At 38.3% G+C, this 18,483-nt stretch carries 16 protein-coding genes; 9 read left to right on the top strand and 7 right to left on the bottom strand.

The genetic code is table 11. The features are described 5' to 3' along the window. Nucleotides 1–31: 31 nt before the first annotated feature. Nucleotides 32–1,201, top strand: coding sequence for a nitrate/nitrite transporter (locus B5P37_RS04025; RefSeq protein WP_085237016.1), 1,170 nt, complete (start codon nt 32–34; stop codon nt 1,199–1,201). Between the two features lie 115 nt (nt 1,202–1,316). Here the strand turns inward: B5P37_RS04025 and B5P37_RS04020 are convergent, their stop codons facing one another. Then, on the bottom strand, nt 1,317–2,924 hold the full coding sequence (locus B5P37_RS04020) for a M20/M25/M40 family metallo-hydrolase (RefSeq protein WP_085237015.1): 1,608 nt from the start codon (nt 2,922–2,924) through the stop codon (nt 1,317–1,319). A gap of 188 nt (nt 2,925–3,112) precedes the next feature. Between B5P37_RS04020 and B5P37_RS04015 the strand changes: the two genes are divergently transcribed. Further along, nucleotides 3,113–3,469 carry a DUF3139 domain-containing protein gene (locus B5P37_RS04015; protein WP_085237014.1) on the top strand — a complete coding sequence of 119 codons (357 nt, stop codon included), beginning with the start codon at nt 3,113–3,115 and terminating at the stop codon, nt 3,467–3,469. Between the two features lie 359 nt (nt 3,470–3,828). On the opposite strand, the gene B5P37_RS04010 is transcribed toward B5P37_RS04015, so the two are convergent. Next, a complete protein-coding gene (locus B5P37_RS04010) occupies nt 3,829–4,779 on the bottom strand; it encodes a lactate/malate family dehydrogenase (RefSeq protein WP_085237013.1) in 951 nt (316 codons plus the stop codon). 22 nt (nt 4,780–4,801) lie between these two features. Further along, nucleotides 4,802–5,995: an amidohydrolase gene (locus B5P37_RS04005; RefSeq protein WP_085237012.1), complete on the bottom strand. Its 1,194-nt coding sequence runs from the start codon at nt 5,993–5,995 to the stop codon at nt 4,802–4,804. A gap of 214 nt (nt 5,996–6,209) precedes the next feature. Here B5P37_RS04005 and B5P37_RS04000 point away from each other — a divergent pair, with 214 nt between their 5' ends. After that, complete coding sequence (locus tag B5P37_RS04000; RefSeq protein ID WP_085237011.1) at nt 6,210–7,283, top strand: M42 family metallopeptidase; 1,074 nt, start codon at nt 6,210–6,212, stop codon at nt 7,281–7,283. Nucleotides 7,284–7,389: 106 nt separating this feature from the next. After that, nucleotides 7,390–8,295 carry an EamA family transporter gene (locus B5P37_RS03995; protein ID WP_085237010.1) on the top strand — a complete coding sequence of 302 codons (906 nt, stop codon included), beginning with the start codon at nt 7,390–7,392 and terminating at the stop codon, nt 8,293–8,295. Nucleotides 8,296–8,444: 149 nt separating this feature from the next. Here B5P37_RS03995 and B5P37_RS03990 read toward each other — a convergent pair whose 3' ends face one another. Further along, nucleotides 8,445–8,792: a DUF4889 domain-containing protein gene (locus B5P37_RS03990; RefSeq protein WP_085237009.1), complete on the bottom strand. Its 348-nt coding sequence runs from the start codon at nt 8,790–8,792 to the stop codon at nt 8,445–8,447. A gap of 286 nt (nt 8,793–9,078) precedes the next feature. On the opposite strand from B5P37_RS03990, the gene B5P37_RS03985 reads away from it, so the two are divergent. Next, nucleotides 9,079–9,345, top strand: coding sequence for a YozE family protein (locus B5P37_RS03985; RefSeq protein ID WP_085237008.1), 267 nt, complete (start codon nt 9,079–9,081; stop codon nt 9,343–9,345). A 251-nt stretch (nt 9,346–9,596) separates the two neighbouring features. Here the strand turns inward: B5P37_RS03985 and B5P37_RS03980 are convergent, their stop codons facing one another. The 3 genes from B5P37_RS03980 to B5P37_RS03970 form a co-directional block, all read right to left on the bottom strand. Next, nucleotides 9,597–11,708, bottom strand: a complete 2,112-nt coding sequence (locus tag B5P37_RS03980) for a helix-turn-helix domain-containing protein (protein WP_085237007.1) — start codon at nt 11,706–11,708, stop codon at nt 9,597–9,599. A gap of 428 nt (nt 11,709–12,136) precedes the next feature. Beyond that, entirely contained in the window at nt 12,137–13,075 is a 939-nt protein-coding gene (locus B5P37_RS03975; RefSeq protein ID WP_085237006.1) for a magnesium transporter CorA family protein, read from the bottom strand. Between the two features lie 2 nt (nt 13,076–13,077). Further along, nucleotides 13,078–13,536 (bottom strand): MarR family winged helix-turn-helix transcriptional regulator, encoded by a 459-nt coding sequence (locus tag B5P37_RS03970; RefSeq protein ID WP_085237005.1) that lies wholly within the window; start codon nt 13,534–13,536, stop codon nt 13,078–13,080. Between the two features lie 494 nt (nt 13,537–14,030). Here B5P37_RS03970 and B5P37_RS03965 point away from each other — a divergent pair, with 494 nt between their 5' ends. The 4 genes from B5P37_RS03965 to B5P37_RS03950 all read left to right on the top strand — a co-directional run bounded on the left by B5P37_RS03965 (nt 14,031) and on the right by B5P37_RS03950 (nt 18,475). Then, a complete protein-coding gene (locus tag B5P37_RS03965) occupies nt 14,031–15,683 on the top strand; it encodes a Na/Pi cotransporter family protein (RefSeq protein ID WP_103322032.1) in 1,653 nt (550 codons plus the stop codon). Nucleotides 15,684–16,029: 346 nt separating this feature from the next. Further along, entirely contained in the window at nt 16,030–17,277 is a 1,248-nt protein-coding gene (locus B5P37_RS03960) for a copper resistance CopC/CopD family protein (RefSeq protein ID WP_085237003.1), read from the top strand. Between the two features lie 20 nt (nt 17,278–17,297). Then, nucleotides 17,298–17,936 (top strand): YcnI family copper-binding membrane protein, encoded by a 639-nt coding sequence (locus B5P37_RS03955; RefSeq protein ID WP_085237002.1) that lies wholly within the window; start codon nt 17,298–17,300, stop codon nt 17,934–17,936. 104 nt (nt 17,937–18,040) lie between these two features. Further along, nucleotides 18,041–18,475 carry a DUF2871 domain-containing protein gene (locus B5P37_RS03950; protein ID WP_085237001.1) on the top strand — a complete coding sequence of 145 codons (435 nt, stop codon included), beginning with the start codon at nt 18,041–18,043 and terminating at the stop codon, nt 18,473–18,475. Nucleotides 18,476–18,483: the final 8 nt, after the last annotated feature.

Genomic DNA, 18,483 nt, shown 5'->3' with positions numbered 1-18,483 from the left:
GAAGTCATAAGTAAAGAAAGGTGAATGAGAAATGAATCAATCTAAAGGTGGTGTACAACTTTTACTCCAAACGTTGAGTCTAGTAGCTGGATTTATGGCCTGGAGTATTATTGCACCCTTAATGCCATTTATTTCACAAGATATTCAAATCACGAGTGCACAATTGTCAATCATATTGGCTATTCCGGTCATTCTCGGTTCTGTGTTACGTGTACCGTTTGGTTATTTAACGAATATTGTTGGAGCTAAATGGGTGTTTTTTACAAGTTTTATTATTTTATTGGCACCAATTTTTCTACTCAGTCAAGCAAATTCTCCTGGCGCGTTGATGTTTGCAGGTTTCTTCCTTGGCGTAGGTGGCGCGATCTTCTCTGTTGGTGTGACCTCACTTCCTAAATATTTTTCAAAGGATAAAGTCGGTCTTGCAAATGGCATTTATGGTATGGGGAACTTGGGGACAGCCGTATCATCATTTTTAGCACCGCCTATCGCTGGCGTTATCGGTTGGCAGAATACAGTGCGGAGTTATTTAGTGGTGATGGCAGTGTTTGCATTATTGATGTTTTTCTTGGGGGACCGGAATGAACCTAAAGTAAAAGTCCCTCTCGTTGAGCAAACACGGATTTTAATGAAAAATTACAAGTTATATTATTTAAGTCTATGGTATTTTATTACGTTCGGTTCGTTCGTTGCATTTGGATTGTTTTTGCCGAACTTCCTCGTGCAAAATTTTGGGATTGACAAAGTAGATGCCGGGATCCGTACGGGGATATTTATTGCATTGGCGACATGTTTGAGACCACTCGGAGGCATTTTAGGGGATAAATTAAATGCGGTTACGATGTTGAAAGTGTTCTTCTCGATTATGATTGTTGGTGCATTAATCTTAGGGGTGTCTCACCAAATCTTTCTCTTTACAGTGGGCTGTTTGACAGTCAGTGTTTGTGCAGGGATTGGTAATGGTTTAGTGTTTAAATTAGTACCATTTTATTTTACGAAAGAAGCAGGTGTTGCGAACGGTATCGTCTCAATGATGGGAGGACTTGGTGGCTTTTTCCCACCGCTTGTTATTTCAGCAGTCACTGCGATGACAGGTACGAGTCATTTCGCATTTATTTTGCTAGGTGTGTTGGGATTGATAGCGCTATTCACAATGTTTAACCTCTCAAAACGTGAGAAAAACACACGTGCGTTATCGTGAAAAAGATAAATCGAATATGAGATATTGATATGAAAAGTGGCGGTTATGACATGATGATGTGATGTCATAACCGCCGCTTTGTTGATAGGTCGTCAAGACTGGGCAATGATTCAAGTTATACGTTGGGCGATAAAAAATGATGTTGAATCAGGTCTACCAATAAGACAGGTAACTCTTCAAACGCACTTTTTTGGTGGATGCGTTCTGTTATTTTATGTGCATCTTTTCCGATAGGTCCGCAATTCAAGAAAGGCGCTTGTATTTGTTCGATCGCATCGAAAGGAATATGATATGTTCGACCAAATACTGGCGTGTTATCTCGAAATGCATCAAAACCTGAGCCATTCGGTGAGGGAGAGACGTAACTCAAGTCACTAATCCCATTAAAATAATGGATGCGTGTTGATACGCGATTGAATTGTGTCATTGCCACCGATTGTAAGCGCGCATTCATCGATTCAATGCGCGGATGGTATGACGCATTGGTTGCCGGATAGTACGGCGGAGCGAAAAATGTGACAACGGTAGGACCCAGTGCGTTACAGTGTTGCATCAGTTCATCGATAACGAAAATCGCCTGTTCGTGTGGCTCTTGGGCCTGTTGAATAGACGCATGAATGATTGCTTGTACAGTAGCTTCACCTAATTGTTGACAAGCATGGGCATATAATTGTTGGTAAGTCATCATCTGTATATGTAGCGTATGGGTGATTCCCTCATGTTGCACACGCTTTTGATAAACTTGGAATGCTTGATCAATTCCTTCACGAACGGCTTCATTGAACTGTTGAAATACCTCATTGGCATTTTTTTCATATAAAAATAGATTAAACAATGCGACAGTTCGAAACGGGGTTTGTACGTCGTAGTGCTGTTTGATGTCATTGAGACGCAAAGTGACAGGCATCGGCGTTGTTTCATTTTCAAACGTTTCTTTAAAGCGACAATGATACTCAACCTCTTGAAGAATATAGCTCATCACAAAATTAGAACTCAAACCTAGTGCCGGTGTACCGACGTGCGTTTCACGACCATATACGAGGGCACCGGGCATAATTTTACCAATTGAGCCTGTATAGAAGTAATGGATATCATCACCTTCTTGTTGAAATGTCGGTTCGCTATTGAGATGCAGTTTAATTTTTAACTGATATTGCTGACATAATCGCGCTAATTCGGCCACAGCGACATGCATCCCTTTTGAAGTCACTTCTTCGTCAGGTACCGTGATGAGGATGAGATTGACATCCCATTGTTCAAGTATCGCCTTTTCAATAAGGGATAAATGTAACATTAAGCCGGCTTTCATATCCATGCTCCCACGGCCAAATAAGTATTCACCTGATTGAATGTCGGCTTGCGTTTCTTGGTCAAAATGCGCGATATCTTGTTTGAATTTGGCAGTCAATTGTGTCATGTCGAACGCCTCGCTTTGGTAGGCGCCAAAATCTTCAATGCCTACAGTGTCAAAATGACTGATTAACGTGATCGTCTCTTTTGATGTCGGCGCTTGATAAAATGCCATCACTGCATGGCGTTCATCATCAGTAGACACAAGGCGAATATGGTCTGGATGATGTTGGAAATATTTTAAAGACATTAATGTTTCTTTTATAAAATATGGAAATGTTTGCTCACCTTTGGAATGGGTGATACTTTCGTGAGCAACGAGTGATTTTAAAAGTGTTGCTCTTTCAGTAGGTGTTTGCCATTGGGTATTCATACCATCTCTCCTTTGTATACGAAAAGGTCATACAATTCAATTGTAAAGGCTTTCATTAAATTTGCCAACTGACCCTATGGCAGATTGATAATTTGACGGTTATGTGACGTCAAAAAGTTCCTTTAGTTGTCGGAAAGCGTTTTATGATAAGATAGAAAATAAGATTGAATAAAGTGGAGGCACAGGACATGTTAAAAAAAATAATCGGTATCATTTTGACGTTGGCTCTTCTATTTGTCATTGTTGCTGCAGGGTTCTTTGCATATAAAGGATACCAAAAAAGTCAAAATTTAAAAATGATTGATCAATATTTGACTGAAAATCATTTGACTGAAAAGATTATTAAAGAAAAAGAAGAATACGATCCGAGAAAAGGTATTTTTTATAAAGAGTTAACACTTAAAGGTGACGAAAAAAATACGTATATTGCGCAACCAATCCATTTAAAACGTGGCTTTTTCTTGCAAGGGTTTGATTCTGAAACGAAGAAGCATGATAAGAAAGCGAAATATAGTTATTTTAATGAAGAATATAAGTTGAAGTAAGGTGTGGATCTAAGGACCCCCATTTTATCTCCAATCATGACATCAGGGAATGTGCTGAAAAGTCGATGGTTCTACCCGAATGAACGTGAATCAGGAGAAAAATGCTTGTTCATCATATGAATAGAAAAATTAAGCATGGGCGCATCATTTCGCCGTTATGATCGTTGAGTGACATGGAACGATAGAAATGAGTGCGCTTTTTTGTATGCAACAAAAAATTGGAAAAGTGAGCGTAGGGGTTTGCATGTCACTTTTCCAATTTTTGATTATGTTTAAAACCGAGACGCGTGTCATGGACATTTTTCAGCGTAACGCATGAATTTTGCAGGTCAATCAACAACACCGTTCATGACTGACGCTTATTGTATTGCAGCTTTTGCCGCTTCAATCGCTTCTTTAATATATGCAACAGAATGATCGAGTGCGACTTTTTCTTCTTCATCTAGCGCAAGGGCAAAGATTTCATGATGTCCCTCGCGATTGACTCTTGTTGGTAAGCTAAACGCAACGTTTTGATAATCGTATACTTGCTTATGCACTGTTGTGACAGGTAAAATACGGTTTTCATCATAGAAAATGGCTTCTGCTAAATCTACTGCAACACGGGAAATCGCAGAATTTGTCCAACCTTTTTTATGCATGACATCGAATGAAACTTGATCAATTTGATCGCGAATGTGTTGTTTTGAAATAGATGGCAGGCCGCTGAACGCCTCATATTCTTCTAATGACATGCCTGCGATGCGTACACGACTCCATACGGGTACAGTCGTTTTACCATGTTCACCAATCACAAAAGCTTCTACACTTTTTGGGTCCACCTGATAATGATCGGCAATTAATGTACGAAAACGTGAAGACTCTAACATCGTCCCTGTTCCAATCAATTTTTGATGAGGATAGGCATGGTGCGTTTCCGCTAAGTAAGTCATCGTATCTACAGGGTTAGAAATCATCATAATATGAGGTGAAGTTGTGACGGCTGTAATTTGTGACATAATGTCCTGGATGATTTTTGCATTGCCCGTAGTGAGTTTTGTACGGTCTCCCATCGTTGCATCAGACGGAATACTTGCAGAAATAATAATGAGGTCCACATCACTCAGCATATCGTATGTTCCCACTTTGATACGGGTACGGTGTGAGCCGCCTAACCCTTGAAAATGCGTATGATCCAGTGCTTCTCCTTCTGCGCGATTCAAGTCAGTATCAATTAACAGGATGTCTTGAAAGCGCCCTGTGTATTGGATGTCTGTTAAAATTTGGCTTCCTACATGGCCTAAGCCAATAAGTGCTAACTTGTTTGACATGACAATTCCTCCTCAAAAAATATTAGTTTGTTAGACGATGGAGTACAACTTCGCCTAATGATTTGGCTGAGATGAGCAAGCTTTTTTCATTAATGACAAACTTTGGATGATGATTAAAATAAGGTGTTTTCATACCGTCGGGGCGGCTGCCAACAATGAAGAAAGTGCCTGGAATACGTGTGAGGTAATGTGCGAAGTCTTCAGAGCCCATCATTTTTTTACCTTCTTGTAAAGTGGTGAAATATTGGCCTTCAGAATTGGATAAGGCCGCTTTGACAGCTTCTGTCGTTTGCGTATCGTTATATAATGTTGGATAGTCGTCGACAACTTTGACGTCAACTTCAACATCAAACGTTGCTGCAATCCCGTTCGCAATACGTTGGATTTCTTGTTTGGCAAAAGATTTTAAATCTGAGTTGAGATAACGTATAGTGCCTTTCAAAGTGACATGATCTTGAATAACATTATAACCTCCAGGTGCTTCAAATGCTCCGACAGTAATGACTAACGATTCACTTGGATCAGTTCGTCGAGATACAACCGTTTGCAATGTTGTCACAAGGTGAGCCCCTGCGACGAGTGCATCTTTCGTATGTTGAGGCATTGCCGCATGTCCGCCAAGTCCTTGAATGCTGATGTCAAAGTTACTACGTCCAGCAAATGCAGCACCGGCAAGAACTTCAATGATGCCTGTATCTATGCTAGGGAATAAATGAATCCCATAAATTTCATCAACATCATCTAAAACACCGGACTGTAGGATGTCTAATGCACCACCAGGAGGCACTTCTTCTGCATGTTGATGGACGATTTTAATCGTTCCTGACCACTCGTTTTTTAATTCAATCAGAGCGTCGGCGAGCATGACAAGATAGGCAGAGTGTGCGTCATGTCCACAAGCATGCATCACACCATCGTTGTCAGAACGGAAGTCGACAGCGGCTTCTTCTCGAATGGGCAATGCATCGAAATCAGCACGTAATGCGATCGTTTTACCCGGCCCGTTACCTTGAATTTCGACAACAAAACCGTGTTGACCATTCAAATTGAGATGAAGTTTGACATCTTTGTCTTTATAAAATGATTGTAAATAGGCTGATGTCTCAGCTTCTTTAAATGAGAGTTCAGGATGTTGATGCAAATGCCGTCGAATTTCAATCATTTTTTCTTCTCTGTCATTTAAAAGTGCAAATAGTTTATCGCGTAATGGTTCCATAAATTACACCGCCTTTGGATTAATATGATCTCAAATTGATACTTTTATTATAATGCTTTCAAAATGGACAAATCAATGTGGATGTTATGGGAAGCCTAGCGTTGCACCATTTGAAACAAGGCGTTCGTTATGAACGTAAAGCATAAAGTCAATAGTATTGCATGATTTTTGATATGATAATGACAATATAGTGTGAGAAAGGAAGTTGTATAACATGAAAGAGACAAAACAATTACTGCAACGACTGACGGATCTTCATGGCATTGCTGGACACGAATACAATGTTAAAAAGGTGATGAAGGATTTATTAGAGCCGGCGAGTGATGAAATGATCTATGACAATTTAGGGGGCGTTTTTGGCAAAAAACTATCTCGTACGGGTAAACGAACGATTATGATTTCAGGTCATCTTGATGAAGTGGGATTCATGGTGACAAAAATCGATGAGAAGGGATTTATTCGGTTTACACCTGTAGGAAGTTGGTGGAATCAAGTGATGTTATCACAAAAAGTAACGATTACAACAGCTGAAGGTCGACAAATCCGAGGCATTATTGGGTCAAAACCACCGCATCTTTTAAGTGCTGAAGCGCGTCAAAAAACAGTAGATATTAAAACGATGTTTATTGACGTCGGTGCAAGGGATAAAGCTGAAGTTGAAGCAGCCGGAATCGAAGCGGGGAATATGATTACGCCTTATTCTGAATTTGAAACGCTGTTAAATGATAACTACATGACAGCAAAAGCATTTGACAATCGCTTTGGTTGTGCATTAGCGGTGGATGTGATGGATGAACTTCAAAATGAAGCGCTTCAAGTGCATCTCGTTGCGGGGGCGAATGTCCAAGAAGAAGTAGGATTACGTGGGGCTAAAGTTGCGGCACATAAAATCAAACCCGATTTAGCGATTGCGGTAGACGTCGGAATCGCCTATGATACGCCGGGGTTAGAAAACGAAGGGACTGCCCAACTAGGAAATGGTCCGATTGTATTGAATTTAGATGCGACACATATTGGTCATGTCGGCTTAATTCGTCACATGAAGAACATAGCGAAAGCACATGATATTGCGATTCAATGGGATGTCATTCCAGGCGGTGGAACGGATGCGGGGAGTATACATACGGCTTTAGATGGTGTACCTTCTATTTCGATTGCTATCCCACTTCGTTATATGCATTCTAATGTCTCCGTACTTCATCAGAAAGATTATCAAGCGGCCGTTAAATTAGTGACTGAAGTCGTTCGTTCATTGGATGATGAGACAGTGGAACAAATCATTTGGTAAAGGGTCTGCATGATTGTTTTTTAAGTCTACGCACATACTTTATTGCCAGTCGCGGCGTCTCATGTTAGATTAAAAACTAATCTATTTGGAAAAGGAGAGACGACCTATGACGCAACAACATCAAAAACGGTGGCTAGGTTATTTACTTGTCATTATCGGTGCTTCGTTTTGGGGCATAGGTGGAACAGTGTCACAATGGCTGTTTCAACATGCAAATGTTGAAGTCACATGGTTTGTTGCAGTACGATTGATGATTTCAGGGAGCATGTTAATTATCATTGCGCTGTTGACACAAGGTCCCAAAGTGTTTGTCATATGGTGGGATAAGCATGCCAGAATTCAAATTATCATTTATGGTATTTTGGGAATGTTAGCCGTTCAATATACATTTATGTCCTCGATTCATCACGGCAATGCTGCAGTCGCTACATTGCTACAATACCTCGGTCCAATCGTCATCATTTTTTATTTAGTGATAACAAAAGTAACAAAAGTGGGCATCAAAGAGGTTGTGGCCGTCATTTTAGCATTATCAGGGACTTACTTATTACTGACAAATGGTCATCTACAAAACTTACAAGTCCCACGAGCAGCCATCATATGGGGATTACTCTCTGCTGTAGCGTTGGCTTTTTATACGATTTATCCAGTGAAATTATTAGCACGTTGGGGATCATTAAATGTCGTAGGTTGGGCGATGCTCATCGGAGGCATTGCACTCAGCTTCTTCCATCCGCCTTGGGAAGTGGCACTATCGACATGGACATTAGAAACCCACTTGTATTTCTGGTTTGCGATTATATTTGGAACGATGCTCGCATTCTGGTTTTATATTGATAGTTTACATTATTTATTTCCGCACGAAGCGGGCTTGCTTGGGACGATTGAACCATTGATGGCGCTTGTGGCTTCAGTGTTTTGGTTGCATGTGACGTTCGGTGGATGGCAATTAGTGGGGGTTTTGCTCATTATATTAATGGTCGTCGTCCTTTCTGTAGTAAAAAGTAAGTGACGAAGGATGATATAGGAGAAGTTGTCAAATCCGCTATCGAATGATGGCCTATTGATCGTCATGTGTCACGAGAAGGATTGAACGCAGGCTTTGTGATTCAAAAAAAGGTGTCGCCATTGTCAGTTGCTATGGCGACACCTTTAAATTTTTTAATGCATATGTTGATGCATCTCATGAATTTTCATCATTAACCCATGCGGAATACTGTCATGAGAGACAATCTCTTTTTTAATAAATTGATTCGGATGATGCTTCTTTGTAACGAGTTTTACAAAATCCCCTTTTTGAGGTTTGAAATGCGCATCAGTTGGAATGGTTACATTTTCAGTGACTGTTTTATCAGATTCACGCACAACTTTTTCAGCTACGGTATCACTTTTCATATAGCCATAATATATTTCTTTTTGACCTGAAAGCATCATCGCAGCGATAACACCCACCGTCAAAAATAGCATTGCAACAATTAATACGATACCAATCGTTTGTTTTTCTTTCATTTATAGGGCTCCTTTATTCTACTAATCTGCTGACAAGTGGAGAAGCATGGTACATTTAATCCATACCACAACCTTCAGTATGTGACATGCACAAACGCGTATTGTCTATCCTCTATTGTAGCGAATTGTTTTATTTTCAGAAAGGATTACTTTAATTAAAATGTGTCTTTTTCGTGACCTCATTTTATTTTGCTGATTTATACAATTACATTTTAAAAGATATATATTTTAAAATTAGTTTTTAAATGTTATTATAGAGAAAGCTCATAAAAATAGAGGTGAAGCAATGTGTTTTTATGATTTTATGTTGGATTTTTTAGGCGATGAAACGCCTTTAGGTGATTTAGCCGCATTTATTAAAAATGATACAGGCTATCCAAAGTCACTCTATCAACCAGAAAAAATTTTAGCTTATTTTCATAGTATGCCTACAGCAGATCATACATTCATTGAATCGGTGAAACGTGCGATACAATTATATGTCCGATATCACATCAATCATCCTGAATACGATATTGCGTTTGGGGAGAAAAAAGAAATCAGTGATTCATAAACATCTTTGGTGTGACATCGTGTGTGGTGTTTGAGTGTTGATATCCTCTCAGGCTCTCTAAACGACCCCTAACACAGTTGCAACAAACCCGTCTACTTTTTAGGGCGTGACTTAAGATTCAACCGTGAGCGAAATGCGATAAGATTTGATGATGGATAAGCACCCTCTTTTTGTATCCTATCGTTATGTCGAACGAATATAAGCATTGTGTAAAGGTTAAGATGAGGCCGTTGTTTGCCTCACCTTAACCTTTATTTTTTTAAGATATCCGATTGAGGATGCGAAGGGGTTTTACTAATATGAATGAATCGGATTTCACCTGCAAGCAATGTTGTGAGATAACGTGATTGACCAAAATGGTGAAGCTGCATGCTAAAGAGTAGTTGATTGGTTGAATGGATCTTTGCTTGATAGTGCGCAGGCAAATAGTAATCTTGTATTTTTTTATTTAATATTTGATCGATATTACTATATTGAGGGTGATACGTATATGCGACAACAAAATGTTGCTGTAACTCGAGTGTTCCATATAAAGCATAAGTTAGCGACGTAGGGTGATTTTCATATTGTAACGGATGGAATAACAAGATGTCGTAAGCGGTTGGCGATTCGTGCATAATGTAATGCGTTCCAATGGCACAAGTCGCATTGTTGAACGGTCGCATTAAATGGTATACGTGCTGTAATGCGGTTTGATGCCCCAATGCAGTATAATAGCCTAATGCTTCAGAGTTTTTGCCAATGAATGGGAGGGTGAACCCTTTGATCGCTGGATGCATTTTTAACACAATGTCTAAAAATTGATCCGTGTGTAATATATGATGGGGTTGCGTTGTCATCCAATCGATGAGACCCGATAATAAGATAGGCTGATTTTCCCATGCCACACTTTCTATCCATTGATTGAATTGTTGATGAAATGGACTTCCAGCATAGCCTTTCGCAAGGGGCATTGGCTGAGAATGATAAATTTCGAGCATATCCATCATATAATAGTCATATTTTATATTGTGAGCCCTTCTGGATTTATACTTCGATAACGCTTTTTTTGGAAACAGGACGGGTACATTCAATGTGAATTGGCATGGCGCATACAGTGTTTTCATTTCATGCATGATGAATTGCAAGTCTTGTTCTGATAATGTCGCATCCTCTAATACGAGATTGAGTTTGAACGATGCAGGATGTGCCATAGACTGTTCTATGACATCTAATAACGGATAAAAAAAGTGTGTTTTAAACGTTTCATAACATGGCATGGAAGTGAGATGATAGGCCACTTGATAGTGATGTTTATTAATTAATTCACTTAAAAGTTCAATTTCCTCCATACGTTCAAATACAATAGGTTGATTTGAAGCAGAATTAAAATAAAGCATATGATTTTTTATAGGTTGTACATGATGTGCTTGTTCACGAGCAAAAATTTGGCTGATTTCATCCATCTTTTCCACTTCGAGAAATACCGTTTTGGCTGGAATTTCTTGTGTTTTTCGAATCTGATTGAAGTAAATGCTAATAAATTTTTGCGTGTTAGGTTTATCTTTTGAGTAAGTTAAATGACCTTCAAAATATTGATGATCAAAGGGTTCGATGGTGACAGACGTGTCATATTGTTGAATTTGTTTTCGAAATGAAATCGGACTGATGCCGATAAAACGTTTGAATTGTTTGGAATAATGGTTGTAACTGCTAAATTGATAGTGCAAAGCAATCTGGTTAATCGACTCATTTGTGGTAAGCAGTTGGTAAATAGAAAGCCCTATTTTGAGCGAGACGAAATATTTTTTAAAATTATAGTCCAAAAATTTATTGAACAATGTCGAAATATAAGACTCTGAAACAAAAAAATGTTCACTGAGTTCTTGGAGTGAGACGCGAGCATAAGGCTTTTCGTGTACATAGTCCATGATGTTATTGAATAAAATACTTTTGACTTGAATACGTGGCACATAAGTTGTACCCGTTAGGATAAAACATTCGGATAGAAGTGTTTTTATGATAACTGTGAACAGGTCATAATGTTTTTTCGTATTGGTTTCAGCGATGATTTGTTTGATTTGTGTTTTGATTTTGTTGTGGGATGATAATTTGTGATAGTTGAAATAGCCTTGTAAGTATTGAGGTTCATATTTAGAAAAATAGTGCAATGGAATTGAAATTTTCGCAACGGCTTGTGCAGCTTTTACTTTAACGATGTCGTTTGGATTAACAATCGCAACTTGGTGATAAAAGTGAGTAACTTTACCGTTCAATACGAGAGTCAGGACGCCTTCAAATGAAACGAATAACTCTACACGGTTGAATAAACGATAAGAAGTAGATGAATGTTGTTTCATTAATTCAATAGTGATGCCTCGCATAATGATCCTCTTTCAAATTCAATATTTTTCAAAACTTTTGAAATGATTTAATAAATATACATCATTATAAAGTTTTTGAATGTGTGTCGACAATAATGTTGAGCGTATTGTAAAAAGAAAGACTTAAAGTGGAAAAATAAAGACATATTAATGCGCGCTTTATATGCATTGGAAACAATCGTGTTTAAAGAAAAGACATATTCAAGTGAAAAAATGTAGTAAAAATTTAGAGGGGGAGACAAGAAGTTAGCGCATGGCAGAAAATGCAATGTTTAATCGCGCGCATCCATTGTTTTAGGAGATGGGGGATTCGTATCGGGTGTGTATGTGTTTCGTGTGAATCAATACCGCCCCTAAAAGTTGCGTTTTGAATTCTAACTTTTAGAGGCGTATGAATCCCTACACGATCGGGGTTAAATCGTTTATCGTCAAAGCTTGTCACTGCGCCAAAGAAATGTGAACATGATGATGACGAGTATGATAGAAATCAGAATCGTAATTAACCAAGATAATGCACTGCTTGTATCAATAGGTAAAGGAACGTTCATACCGAAGAAACTAAAGACGAGGGTAGGGAGCGTTAATAACACAGTGAAAATGGTTAACGTCTTCATCGTTGTGTTCAATTGATTTGAAAGTAACGATGCGTAAGAATTCGACATACTTTCGACAATACGTAAATAAAGTTCCGTCGATTCCACAGCTTGTTGGTGTTCATTGATTAAGTCTTCCAACAACTCCTCATCTTCGTCAAAACGTTTAATGGCAGGTAAACGGAACAAATGACGGATTGTTGACGAGTTTGTTTTTAAAGAGGCTAGAAAGTAGACGAGACTCTTTTCAATTTCGCTCAATAAATAGAGACGTTGATTCGTCACCCGATGTTGTAAATTATATTCCACTAGCCGGCGTTCCTTATTGAGTAATCGTAAACTGCGATTAAACTGAGCAGCCATATCATACATGAGTTTCAATGCGAACTGACTTTTATATTTCAAATTCACTGGTTTTTGTAATAAATGATGAAAATAAGGGAATGGTTTTGCACAGACTGTCACAATAATGTCTTTCCCTATAATGATCCCTAATGGGAGCGTCGTAAAACTTTTTAATTTATACTGTCCAGATTTAGTGATGGGTAAGTCACTAATAATTAATGAGTAGCCACTATCATCATCGTATTCAATACGTGAACTTTCTTCACTATCTAGAGCATCTTCTAAATAGTCCTTAGGAAATCCGTATAAATCAATCAGCTGTTGAATCTCTTCATGTGTCGGTTTGACAACGTTAAGCCACTGTGCACCTTGCCAATCTGTTGTTTCAATGATATGGAGCTCTGCATCATTTTGGTACGCTTTAATCACGGCTAATCACCTTCTTCAATGTCATGTTTCAAATGTTTAATGTCTTGATACCCTTGACGATAAGCGGCAAAACCTTCCATAATGGCATACCAGTTATCACCGTATTGGGTCTTTATTCGATTAAACATTTCACTTTGTGCTTGATTTAACTTGCCAATCAAAGCTTTGCCTTCTTTTGTTGGAAAAAGCCGCTTCAAACGACGGTCTGTTAAATCAGGTTCATCATAAATCAATCCTTTTGCTTTGAGTAATTTTAATGTCGCATGAGAACCTTGTTTTGAAATTTCCAGATTTTCGAGTAATTTTTTTGTTGTAATGCCAGGTAATTTATTAATGAAAAAAAGAAAACGATGATGTTGACGGCTCATGTCGTATTCAGCAATGATTTCATCAGCAGTCTTTGTAAATGTTTGATAGGCATAATAAAAAAGAAACAATTCGTAATCATTATTTTGAGACATGTTAAACTTCCTTTTCTGAAAACTCTTTTACATTATAGTAAAGAAATGTGAATCTGTCATGGGTCTTTCATTGTCAAAACACTTCTTATCTCTAAAATGATTCGTTCATCAACATCGAGATAACAGATGTTTGAGCGAGGGCCTGTTCTGAAAATTGATGATATACGAGGCGTTTCATGCTTTTAATATCATATTAGCAAGACTCGCGTTGCAGCCGAGAGAAGCCTATTGTACAATGCGACTCATTTTTATCTTAACTCCATCATATTACATAACTGGATTAAAATATATAATAATCGATTTATCTTTAATGAATATATTTGAAAATTCTGTCATATTAAATTAAAATTCATGAAATCTTAACATTAAATTTACAATGATAAGGCATAATCTAAATGAATCATACATGGTTATTCGTATGGCTAGGATGTTGAAGTATGACCGACTTCACAACTCCATGTTTACAAATTTTATATTGAGGTGAAAAAATGGGAATGTCGATAACTGAAGTCATCTTTTCGTTTTTAGGTGGCCTAGGTATTTTCCTTTACGGTTTAAAAATAATGGGAGATGGACTCCAAGCATCAGCTGGAGACCGATTGCGTAACATTTTAAATAAATTCACATCGCATCCTGCATTAGGGGTTCTAGCCGGGATGATTGTGACGATACTGATTCAAAGTAGTTCTGGAACGACTGTCATTACCATTGGTTTAGTGACTGCCGGTTTTATGACGTTAAAGCAAGCCATTGGTGTCATTATGGGGGCGAACATTGGGACGACAGTCACGGCATTTATTATAGGCATTGATTTAGGTGAATATGCGATGCCGATATTGGCTTTAGGCGCATTCATGATTTTCTTTTTCAAGCGTTCGAAAATGAATCACATTGGACGTATCTTGTTCGGATTTGGTTCGTTGTTTTTTGGTTTAGAATTTATGGGAGGTGCAGTAAAACCTCTTGCGGATTTAGATGGTTTTAAGCAACTGATGTTGGATATGTCGTCTCATCCTGTATACGGTATTCTGGCAGGAATAGGGTTGACGGCGCTTGTACAAAGTTCAAGTGCAACAATTGGAATTTTACAAGAATTTTACAGTCAAAACCTTGTAGACTTAACGGGTGCGATTCCCGTGCTCTTAGGGGATAATGTTGGAACGACAATCACCGCAGTTTTAGCAAGTTTAGCAGGCTCTTTAGCGGCAAAACGTGCGGCTTTCGTACATGTGATTTTTAATGTTGTAGGGGTCATTATTTTTGCTTTACTCTTACCCGTTGTGACGCATTTGATGGGCGTGTTGCAAGCAGCATGGCATTTGAAACCTGCCATGACGATTGCTTTTGCACACGGGGTATTTAATGTCACGAATACGCTCATACAATTGCCGTTTGTCGGTGTCTTAGCTTGGCTCGTTACGAGAATTGTACCGGGGAAAGATGTGACAGAAGATTACAAACCACAACACTTAAACAAAGATTTAGTTTATCTCGCGCCTGGTGTGGCTTTGCAAGAAACGCAAAAAGAATTACAAAATATTGGGCAAATTGTCCAATCCATGCTCGATGACGTCAAAGGTCTGTCAAAACAAGATAAAAAAACGATGATGACGGTACAACAAAAGCATCAAGCGGTCGAAACGATTAGTGAATCGATACGTCACTATCTTGTGCGCATATCAACGAAGTCAATCAGTAAAAAAGATGTGGAACGACTGTCTGTGATGTTTGATGTGAATCGATCGATATTGAAAGTGTCGGAATTGATTGAGACGTATATCGATCAAATGGATGTTCAAAAGTCGAAACAGACGACATTAACAGTCGATGCACAAAAAGGGATAGAAAAATTGTATCGCTTCGTTGGTGAATCATTTAGTAAAGCGATGGATACTTTAGATGTGTATGATACGACAAAAAAAGATGAAGTAGTTGAACGGAGTCGGGAAGCCTTTAATATTGAACATAAGTTGCGAAAAGGACACATTAAGCGTTTGAATCATGGCACATGTTCAACGGATGGAGGACTCTTGTACGTTGATATGATTTCTGTGTTAGAACGTATTGGCTATCACTCACGTAATATTACAGAAGCGATGGTCGGTTTAAATGATGATGTATCGGTTGATGATACGCTAACAATATAAAATAGAATGGATTGAGGCGCGACGTATGTATACACGCCTTTAATATAAAAGCCGAGAGCCGCAAGGACTCGGCTTTTATATTAACGAAAGGTGGTCATATTTGTCGGTCAGACGTTACAATGTGCACCTTCATAGTCAATGGGTGTACGTAAATTTTATAGTATAATTAAGTTTTTGTATATTTAATAAAAATAATAGTTGAATGAATATGAAAAAATCTATAAAGTGACAATAATTTGAAGCATAAACAAAATGATTGTATTCATTTAATGTTTTGGTAGAATTTGAAAAGGCGACATATTTTTGTTTTTGTCGACTTTTAATGATGATTCGAGGGGAGACATGAATGAACCTATTCAAAAAATTCATAAGAGCGACTGTTACACTCATGGTTGTTATATTATTTTTTTCAGCTTTCACGAACAATGCTTTAGCGCATGCAACTTTAGAAAAACAGTCACCGAATGAAAGTGAAATCGTTAAAACAGCACCAGAGACGATTCAACTCGAATTTAATGAGCCGGTTTACACGGATTATTCTAAAATGATGCTTTACGATGATCAAGGAAGTGAAGTTGCGACGTTAAAACCTGAAGAGTCGGGAAAAGCACAAACACTTCATTTTGATGCATCAAAGGTAAAAGAAGGGACGTATCAAGTGTCTTGGGAAGCCGTGTCATTAGATGGGCACGAAGTCGACGGCCAGTATTATTTCTCTGTGGGTAAGAAAACGGCAGATACGATTGACACGTCAGGTCCATTTTACACAGACGCATTCTTTTGGTTTGGATTAGTCCGTTTTCTATTACAAGCGTCATTGCTTATTTTAACAGGACTTTATATCGTTAATTGGTTGATGGACCGTCAGAAAGTGCCGACATATCATGTGATTCCACACCACCGTAGTGCCATTGTCTTACTTATGATGGGTGCTTTTACTGCTGCGATTGTGTATTTAATGACATTGCCAGAAACAGTGATCACCCAAATTTTAAAGCTTGATTTTAGCGTGTGGCTTCAGTTTCCTTTTATCATTTCAATGTTGAGTTTGATTGTCGTACTCGCATTATTTACTTTAAAAAATATGGAAATGCTTTGGTATAAGGTCATGCCGCTTTTCATATTACTTAGTCTCGCTATTTCGGGACATGTATGGACACAGGAGATGCCTTTATATTCAATCCTATTACGTACCGTGCATTTATTCGGTATCGCGATATGGCTTGGGAGTCTGACTTATCTTGTTGCACATGTCGTCAAACATCAAGGAAAACGACATATAGCAACGATCAAAAATATATTGCTTAAATTAAATATACTTGCTGTTGTGCTCATTATTTTGACAGGTCTTTTAATGTCGATTGATGCAACATCGATTGTTTCGATTGTGACTGCTTCAACTGCATACAGTGGTTTATGGTTTGCGAAAATCGGTTTGACAATCGTGATGATGATGTTAGGTGCATTACAAACGTTTTGGGCAATGAAACAACACGGACGTGTTCATCGACCATTATTGTATATTGAATTAGTGATTGGAATATGTTTGATTTTGGCTGGCGTGATTATGAGCCAAATTCAAATCCCATTATAGATGGAGAAGGAAGGAATATTATGAAAAAATTTAAATTATATACGAGTGTTTTAACTGTGATGGTGTTGTTTGCGCCACTTTCTTCAGTTGCTGAAGCGCATGTGACATTGAATCCAAATGTGAGTACGCCAGGATCATATGCGCAATATGACGTGCGCGTTCCTGTTGAAAGAGACAGCAATACAGTAAAAATTGAACTTGAAGTCCCGAAAGATGTCACGTTGTCTGGAGTGCAACCTGTTCCTGGTTTTGAACACACATTCGAGAAAAACAAAAACGGAGAAATCACTAAAGTGACATGGACTGCAACAGGTAAAGGCATCGGGCAAAATGAGTATATGAATTTCCCAATTGTTGTCGCGAATCCGAAAAAAGAAGGTACATATCAGTGGAAAGCGATACAAACGTACGAAGATGGTAAAGTCGTAAAGTGGACGGATGACGATAAAAAGAGTGAAACGCCTGCACCGACAACCGTAGTAAAAGCAAATGGTGCAATGCAGCAAGAGGAGACATCTCACCATCATGATACAGCGGATAGTGAGGAAACAACAGCGGCTTCATCACCGTGGTTGGAGAGAGGAATGAGCATTGTTGCATTAATTCTCGCTATAATTGCACTCTTTAAACGGAAAAATTTTACGAAATCTGACAAATAAAAGAGATTGACATCATGCCTATAGTTGCCGATATAATCAGTAGTGTAAGATAGATTCATAAACGAACTTGAATTAACGGATCAAATAGACGAGGTGTGAAAATAGTGAGACGAGTCTTATATGCATTTATGACATATACTGTTTTAGGTTTGCTGAGTGGTTTCGCATATAGAGAATTAACAGTACATTATGAATTTACAGGAACAACCCAAATGAGCGTCATGCATACGCATTTATTAACACTTGGTATGTTTATGTTTTTGATGTTAATTCCAATAGAAAAGTTGTTTCAAATCAGTCGTTACTACTTATTTAATTGGTACTTTATTGTATACAACATTGGTGTCTTAACCACAGTATTGATGCAGTTCTTAAAAGGGTTTAAAGAAATATCAGGTCAAGCGATACCAGCATCGTATGCGGGTTTTGCTGGAATTGGCCATGTGACCATTACAGCAGGATTTATCTTATTATTTTTCTTATTAAGACAAGCGATACTCCCCTCGTCTCAAAAGAAAGAAAAAAAGGTAAAAGAATAAACGGCAAA

It is taken from the genome of Staphylococcus lutrae (genome assembly GCF_002101335.1).
Taxonomy (GTDB): Bacteria; Bacillota; Bacilli; order Staphylococcales; family Staphylococcaceae; genus Staphylococcus; species Staphylococcus lutrae.
This window is presented reverse-complemented; position numbering and strand designations above follow the sequence as displayed.

Excerpts from the sequence above, each read along its gene's own strand:
- B5P37_RS04025 (WP_085237016.1), top strand. The coding sequence starts at position 32 with ATGAATCAATCTAAAGGTGGTGTACAACTTTTACTCCAAACGTTGAGT.
- B5P37_RS04020 (WP_085237015.1), bottom strand. The coding sequence starts at position 2,924 with ATGAATACCCAATGGCAAACACCTACTGAAAGAGCAACACTTTTAAAA.
- B5P37_RS04015 (WP_085237014.1), top strand. The coding sequence starts at position 3,113 with ATGTTAAAAAAAATAATCGGTATCATTTTGACGTTGGCTCTTCTATTT.
- B5P37_RS04010 (WP_085237013.1), bottom strand. The coding sequence starts at position 4,779 with ATGTCAAACAAGTTAGCACTTATTGGCTTAGGCCATGTAGGAAGCCAA.
- B5P37_RS04005 (WP_085237012.1), bottom strand. The coding sequence starts at position 5,995 with ATGGAACCATTACGCGATAAACTATTTGCACTTTTAAATGACAGAGAA.
- B5P37_RS04000 (WP_085237011.1), top strand. The coding sequence starts at position 6,210 with ATGAAAGAGACAAAACAATTACTGCAACGACTGACGGATCTTCATGGC.
- B5P37_RS03995 (WP_085237010.1), top strand. The coding sequence starts at position 7,390 with ATGACGCAACAACATCAAAAACGGTGGCTAGGTTATTTACTTGTCATT.
- B5P37_RS03990 (WP_085237009.1), bottom strand. The coding sequence starts at position 8,792 with ATGAAAGAAAAACAAACGATTGGTATCGTATTAATTGTTGCAATGCTA.
- B5P37_RS03985 (WP_085237008.1), top strand. The coding sequence starts at position 9,079 with ATGTGTTTTTATGATTTTATGTTGGATTTTTTAGGCGATGAAACGCCT.
- B5P37_RS03980 (WP_085237007.1), bottom strand. The coding sequence starts at position 11,708 with ATGCGAGGCATCACTATTGAATTAATGAAACAACATTCATCTACTTCT.
- B5P37_RS03970 (WP_085237005.1), bottom strand. The coding sequence starts at position 13,536 with ATGTCTCAAAATAATGATTACGAATTGTTTCTTTTTTATTATGCCTAT.
- B5P37_RS03965 (WP_103322032.1), top strand. The coding sequence starts at position 14,031 with ATGTCGATAACTGAAGTCATCTTTTCGTTTTTAGGTGGCCTAGGTATT.
- B5P37_RS03960 (WP_085237003.1), top strand. The coding sequence starts at position 16,030 with ATGAACCTATTCAAAAAATTCATAAGAGCGACTGTTACACTCATGGTT.
- B5P37_RS03955 (WP_085237002.1), top strand. The coding sequence starts at position 17,298 with ATGAAAAAATTTAAATTATATACGAGTGTTTTAACTGTGATGGTGTTG.